Raw genomic sequence first — 5,813 nt, 5'->3', positions numbered from 1 at the left:
CAGTGTTCAGCGTAAATGTATCAGCACGAACTGCTGGAATCGATTGTGGAGCGCCTAAACAGTGGCGAGATCCGCGCCGTCGATTAAACCCTGTCTTCAGGTTGAGATTGCCCTCAAGACTTTGGAGAACTAGACTCCAGTCTGTCCTCGAACGCCGGGTATTCTGCTTGTATCCTTGGGCTCATCCCGTCGGGTGGATCGCCTAGAATAATCCACAACCCACCTCTTTCTGCTGCCATGAGTTCTCACTCTTCAGATTGGTTCACGCGGGCTCGCCACATTTTTTACGGCACAGCCACTGCTCTGGTGGAAATCCTGCAAGACCCGGAAAAGCGCACCGAAAACCTCAACCGCCTTTCGATGGACTTGGGACAACTGGCGGCGGAGCTGGAGCAAAAGGGAGAGTTGATCGAGCAGGAGGCAGTTCGTTACGTTGAGAGTCTCAGGGATCCAGCCGCCAACGCCCCCTCGGCAAGTCCTGACTCTGAAGCGCCTGTCGAGAATGCTCCCCCGACACCAGCTTCCTCCCCCAACAAGCCGGCTATCTCCAGAGAAGAGATGGCTGAGTTGATGGAGCTGATCCATCAGATTGAGTCCTTGCGCCTGGATTTGGAGCGGTTGCGCACCTCGTCCTGAGTCCTGTGCGGTTCGATATCCTTACCCTTTTCCCCGAATTTTTTGAAACGCCGCTGCGCATTGGGCTGGTGGGCAAAGCCCTACAGCAGGGGATCGCCGAAGTCCACTGCACCAATCCACGCGACTTCGCCACCGACAAGCACCGCCGTGTCGATGATGAGCCCTACGGGGGTGGGGTGGGCATGGTGCTCAAGCCAGAGCCTTTCTTCGCTGCTGTCGCCTCCCTGCCCCGGTTGGATCCCTGTGAGATCATTCTGCTGACGCCCCAGGGGCAACCGCTGAACCAGGCGCTGCTGCAGGAGCTGGCCCAGAAGGCGCAACTGATCCTGCTGTGTGGCCAGTACGAAGGCTTTGACGAACGCATCCGCCAATACCTGGCCACCCGCGAGGTGTCGCTGGGGGATTTTGTCCTGACCGGGGGGGAAATTCCGGCGCTGGCCCTGATCAACGGCGTGGTGCGGCTCTTGCCGGGCACTGTGGGCAAGGTAGACTCGTTAAAGAGCGAAAGCTTCCAGGCGGGGCTGTTGGACTATCCTCAATACACCCGCCCGGCAGAGTTTCAGGGGCACAAGGTGCCGCCGGTACTCCTCTCAGGCGACCATCAAGCCATTGCCCGTTGGCGTCTGCAGCAGCAGCTGGTTCGAACCTGGCAAAGGCGGCCAGACCTGTTGGCCAAGCGCCCCTTGACCGCCGAAGAGCAGCAGTTGTTGGTAGAGGGGCTGGCGGAGCAGCACCCTCGTGTAAACGAAGCGGAGAAATAAAATGCTCGGCAAGCTTCTCAACCGTCTCCTGAATCCATCGCTTGTCTCCTGGCGTGGGATCCCCTCGCCCCCAGCACTGCTCCTGGTGGGGATGGCCTTGAGCTCGGTTCTGAGCGGCTCTGGGGTGGCCCTGGCCCAAAGCGGAAGTGTCAACGATGCCATTCGCCGCGACAGCAATCCCCCTCTGTTGGATGGCACCAGCATCAACGTCAACGATCTCTTCCGGGCTGCCGACTTCCTCTCCCGCCAGAATGCTGCTTCCCGCTGGGACGGCAAGGCCAGCGTTGATGCTGCTGTGGAGCAATTTAACCAATCCCGCCGCCGCTCCCTCCCGCTTTCTCCCGCTTCCTTGGCACCTGAGCCCACCCCCACTCCCTAAGGTTGGATCCCATTCCCGGTAAATCTGTTAGGATCGCAAAGCCGATCCCGTGCCTGCTGAAATGCGGTACACCGTTTTCGGGATCCATTAGGAGAACACCGCCGTGGTTAAGAGCACCCCCTCCAGCAAAGCCGATACGGAACAGCGTTTGGATCCCGCCAGCCGGGGCCACTCCAAAGACAGTTCCACCGCACCCAAAGGGATCCTGGGTTTTATTCAAGAGACCCGCACAGAATTAAGCAAGATTGTTTGGCCGAGCCGCCGGCAATTGATCGGCGAGTCGGTAGGGGTCTTACTGATTGTGTTGGCTTTTGCTTCCTTCATCTACCTGGTCGATCAAGTGTTTGCTTGGGTAGCCACTCAGCTGTTCTTGTGATGTTCTGTCCTGAGGGGCAAGAGAGTCATGTTCAAGGATGGCTACAGGGAGGATGTGAGGTGATGAGGCCAGAGCAGCAGCGAAAACGTCGTGGGGGCCGTGTGGAGCACTTTGAGCCTGCAGACGCGATCCCGGAACCGGACGAGGGGGAAGGTCAAGAGCGTCGTAACCTGCGCTGGTACGCCGTGCAGGTGGCTTCCGGCTGCGAAAACAAAGTGAAGAGCACCCTGATGCAACGGGCGGCTGCTTTGGATGTGGCGGATCAAATTGTCGAGGTGGTGATCCCGAAGCGAACGGGCTTCAAGCTGGATCGAACCGGCAAGCGCCAGGAGCAAGAGGAGAAGATTTTTCCCGGCTATGTCCTGGTACGCATGGACATGAACGACGACACTTGGATGGTGGTGAAAACAACCCCCAATGTGATCAACTTTGTCGGCACGGAAGAAAAACGGGCCTACGGTCGCGGTCGGGGGCATGTTACGCCGCGTCCCCTCAGCCAAAGTGAGGTGCAGCGCATCTTCAGCAGCGTCGAGGTGGAGGAAGTGCCCCTCAAGATCGACATGGCACCTGGGGATCGCATCGAGGTGCTGTCCGGCCCCTTCCAGGGTTTCTACGGCGAGGTGGTGGAAGTCAGCCCAGAACGGGGCAAGCTCAAGGCGTTGATCTCGATTTTCGGGCGCGACACCCCGGTAGAATTAGAGTTTGGTCAAGTGCGAAAAGAGGTGTAACTGCGTTTCATGGCTAAGAAGTTGGTGGCCGTGGTCAAGTTGGCCATTCAGGCGGGCAAGGCCACCCCCGCTCCCCCCATTGGCCCAGCCTTGGGTCAACACGGGGTCAACATCATGGCCTTTTGTAAGGAGTACAACGCCAAGACGGCGGATCAGGCCGGGATGGTGGTGCCTGTTGAAATCTCCATCTTCGAGGATCGCAGCTTTACCTTCGTCCTCAAGACGCCGCCGGCTTCGGTGTTGATCAAGAAGGCTCTGGGCATTGAGTCTGGCTCCAGCGAGCCCCACAAAACCAAGGTGGGATCCCTGACCCGAGCTCAACTGCGCCAGATCGCCGAGCAGAAGCTGCCGGATTTGAATGCCCACGATGTGGAGGCGGCCATGAAAATTATTGCCGGAACTGCTCGCAGCATGGGGGTGACGGTAGTGGATTGATGGAGGGATCCCTTGCCCTATCTGAGGTGTTCACGGTCTTGAAAAAGTTGTTCTAGCAAACCACTGTGGGGGAGAGAAGTTCTCGCCAGTACCCCGAGGAGAAACGATGGCTCGAAAACTTTCCAAACGTATGCAGGCTTTGCGGGAGAAGGTGAAGCCCATTGCCTATGCTCCCGAAGCCGCTTTGGCCCTGATGAAGGAGACGGCCACCGCCAAATTTGAGGAGGCGGCAGAGGTTCACATCCGCCTGGGGATCGATCCCAAGTACGCCGACCAACAACTGCGCACCACCGTGGTCTTGCCCAGGGGCACCGGCCAAGAAATCCGAGTGGCGGTGATTGCCCGCGGCGAGAAAGTGGTGGAGGCCCAAAATGCAGGGGCGGATCGGGTTGGATATGAAGACCTGATCGAGGAAATCAGCAAGGGCATGATGGATTTTGACCTTCTGATCGCCACCCCCGATGTGATGCCCCAGGTGGCTAAGCTGGGGCGGCTGTTGGGGCCGCGCGGCCTCATGCCCTCTCCCAAGGGGGGAACGGTGACCATGGATCTGGCCCAGGCGATCAAAGAGTTTAAAGCCGGCAAGCTGGAGTATCGGGCAGATCGCACCGGCATTGTGCATTTGATCTTCGGCAAGTGCAAGTTCCCCGTCGAAGCTCTGCTGGAGAACCTAAAGGCAGTGCAGGAGTCCATCGATCGCAACCGTCCCTCTGGAGCCAAGGGCAAGTATTGGCGAACCCTACATGTTTCTGCTACAATGGGCCCCTCGATTGAGGTTGATATCAATGCCCTGCGGGAGCTGAAGTTGGCGACCTGAGCCTGGCTTCGGCGCTGCGATGGGTTGAAAAGGGTTTGAGTGAGTGTAATTTGGAGGAGGATCCCGGCAGAACATCTTTCCCCAGTCGAATAGCAAGCCGAAGACAGCAGGTGCCCGCGGGCTTAATGTCCTGCCGAGGTTTGAGCGAAGTTCAAAGGGATCCCTTCTTGGATCGCTTTTGATGGTGCGCTTATCTCCATGCGTCTCGGCCACGGCTGGGACGCATTCTGTTTGGCAGAACCCAGATTCACCACCCGTTAACCCTGGGTGACCATTGACAACAAAGGAGGTGAGCGCATGGGCAAGCAACCTTTAGCGAAGAAAGCGGAGATCGTCGATAAAGTCCGATCCCTGCTGCAGGCCAGCCAAATGGTGCTGGTGATCGACTACAAGGGGCTGACCGTTGCGGAGATGGACCAACTGCGGGCAGAGCTGCGCAAGTCGGATTCGGTTTGCATGGTTGTTAAGAATACCCTGATGCGGCGAGCCATCGCCGACCAAAAAGCTTGGGCAGGGATCATTCCCTTTTTGGCGGGGCCGACGGCCTTTATCTTGATTCGGGGCGATATTTCAGCCGCCCTGAAGGCGTATCAAGATTTCGCCAAGCAAACCAAGAAAACCGAGTTCCGCGGTGCTGGCATTGAAGGGCTATCCCTGACCTTGGAGCAGGCCAAGGCCATCGCCGAGCTACCGCCCAAGGAAGTGCTCATGGCCCAAGTGGCGGGCAGCCTCAAGTCGGTGGCCACCGGCCTGGCGGTCGGGCTCAATGCTGTGCCCACGCAAGTGGCGCGCGGTATCCACGAGATCCCAGCCTCTCTGGGGCGGGCCATCCGGGCCATTGCCGACAAGGAGGCCGCATAAAGGGCTTCAGTTCATCAGCCCAAACCTGTGTATCGATTCTGTTACCCCCAAGGAGAAACCATCATGTCTTCAGAGCGCGTTGCAAAGATTTTGGAAGAGTTGAAAGCCTTGAGCTTGCTGGAAGCTTCCGAGCTGGTGAAAGCCATCGAGGAAACCTTTGGCGTCAGTGCAGCAGCCCCAGCCGGCGGCATGGTCATGGCAGCTCCTGTGGCAGCGGCGGCGGCAGCTCCGGCGGCAGCCCCTGAGCCGGTGGAAGAGCAAACTGCCTTTGATGTCATCCTCGAGGCTGTGCCAGCCGACAAGAAGATCGCCATCCTCAAGGTGGTGCGCGAGTTGACCGGCTTGGGCCTGAAGGATGCCAAAGATCTCGTCGAGGCGGCTCCCAAGCCTGTCAAAGAAGGAGTTCCCAAGGAGGAAGCCAACGACATCAAGAAAAAGCTGGAAGAAGCCGGCGCCACCGTCAAGATCAAGTAGTTCCAGTTACGAGGAGAGCGCCTCTCCCTGCTCTGACGAGGAATCTAATCAAGACTCTCAAACCCAAGGGGGGCTGCTCCGGCCCCTCTTTTGCGTCTGCCCGACCATTGGCGTGGGTTCGGGATCCCTGTCCCCTGCTCCGCCGCACTTCCACCTCTCCGTGGGCTTTCAAAAGGGCAGCCAGCTTGCGACGCATGACAATGCCGGGTTTATCCGTGAACATGTGCTGCTCCGCCTTGATATCGAGGGGAACATCGTAGTCGGTGCTTTCCAGAACCCATTGATCCTCAAGGGTTACCTGTCGATCGAAGGCGATGATACTGATACATTTACGCTGAACACTGCT

At 58.2% G+C, this 5,813-nt stretch carries 9 protein-coding genes, 1 pseudogene and 1 other annotated feature; of the genes and pseudogenes, 9 read left to right on the top strand and 1 reads right to left on the bottom strand.

Annotation, left to right across the window (positions count from 1 at the left end; all coding sequences use genetic code 11):
• The first annotated feature begins 237 nt into the window (after positions 1-237).
• From NW818_RS09540 to rplL, 9 genes are all read left to right on the top strand, one after another.
• Entirely contained in the window at positions 238-636 is a 399-nt protein-coding gene (locus NW818_RS09540) for a hypothetical protein (protein WP_414329472.1), read from the top strand.
• A gap of 5 nt (positions 637-641) precedes the next feature.
• Complete coding sequence (gene trmD / locus NW818_RS09535; protein WP_414424411.1) at positions 642-1,397, top strand: tRNA (guanosine(37)-N1)-methyltransferase TrmD; 756 nt, start codon at positions 642-644, stop codon at positions 1,395-1,397.
• Position 1,398: 1 nt separating this feature from the next.
• Positions 1,399-1,776: a hypothetical protein gene (locus tag NW818_RS09530; RefSeq protein ID WP_414424410.1), complete on the top strand. Its 378-nt coding sequence runs from the start codon at positions 1,399-1,401 to the stop codon at positions 1,774-1,776.
• A gap of 103 nt (positions 1,777-1,879) precedes the next feature.
• Positions 1,880-2,152 (top strand): preprotein translocase subunit SecE, encoded by a 273-nt coding sequence (secE, locus tag NW818_RS09525; protein WP_414351003.1) that lies wholly within the window; start codon positions 1,880-1,882, stop codon positions 2,150-2,152.
• A 62-nt stretch (positions 2,153-2,214) separates the two neighbouring features.
• Positions 2,215-2,880, top strand: coding sequence for a transcription termination/antitermination protein NusG (gene nusG, locus NW818_RS09520; protein ID WP_414342805.1), 666 nt, complete (start codon positions 2,215-2,217; stop codon positions 2,878-2,880).
• A 9-nt stretch (positions 2,881-2,889) separates the two neighbouring features.
• On the top strand, positions 2,890-3,315 hold the full coding sequence (gene rplK, locus NW818_RS09515; RefSeq protein WP_011432849.1) for a 50S ribosomal protein L11: 426 nt from the start codon (positions 2,890-2,892) through the stop codon (positions 3,313-3,315).
• 106 nt (positions 3,316-3,421) lie between these two features.
• Entirely contained in the window at positions 3,422-4,132 is a 711-nt protein-coding gene (rplA, locus tag NW818_RS09510; RefSeq protein ID WP_011432850.1) for a 50S ribosomal protein L1, read from the top strand.
• A 79-nt stretch (positions 4,133-4,211) separates the two neighbouring features.
• Positions 4,212-4,371, top strand: a sequence feature (ribosomal protein L10 leader region).
• Between the two features lie 58 nt (positions 4,372-4,429).
• Positions 4,430-4,993, top strand: coding sequence for a 50S ribosomal protein L10 (gene rplJ, locus NW818_RS09505; RefSeq protein ID WP_011432851.1), 564 nt, complete (start codon positions 4,430-4,432; stop codon positions 4,991-4,993).
• Between the two features lie 63 nt (positions 4,994-5,056).
• Positions 5,057-5,467 (top strand): 50S ribosomal protein L7/L12, encoded by a 411-nt coding sequence (gene rplL / locus NW818_RS09500; RefSeq protein ID WP_414350999.1) that lies wholly within the window; start codon positions 5,057-5,059, stop codon positions 5,465-5,467.
• Here rplL and NW818_RS09495 read toward each other — a convergent pair.
• Positions 5,460-5,813 (bottom strand): annotated as a pseudogene (locus NW818_RS09495) (hypothetical protein); the annotation flags it as partial. The gene rplL and the pseudogene NW818_RS09495 sit on opposite strands and share 8 nt — an antisense overlap.

Origin of the sequence: Synechococcus sp. R6-5 (genome assembly GCF_047461775.1) — a bacterium.
GTDB lineage: Bacteria > Cyanobacteriota > Cyanobacteriia > Thermostichales > Thermostichaceae > Thermostichus.
Note: the sequence above shows the minus strand (reverse complement) of the source record. Positions and strands in the feature narration are given on the sequence as shown.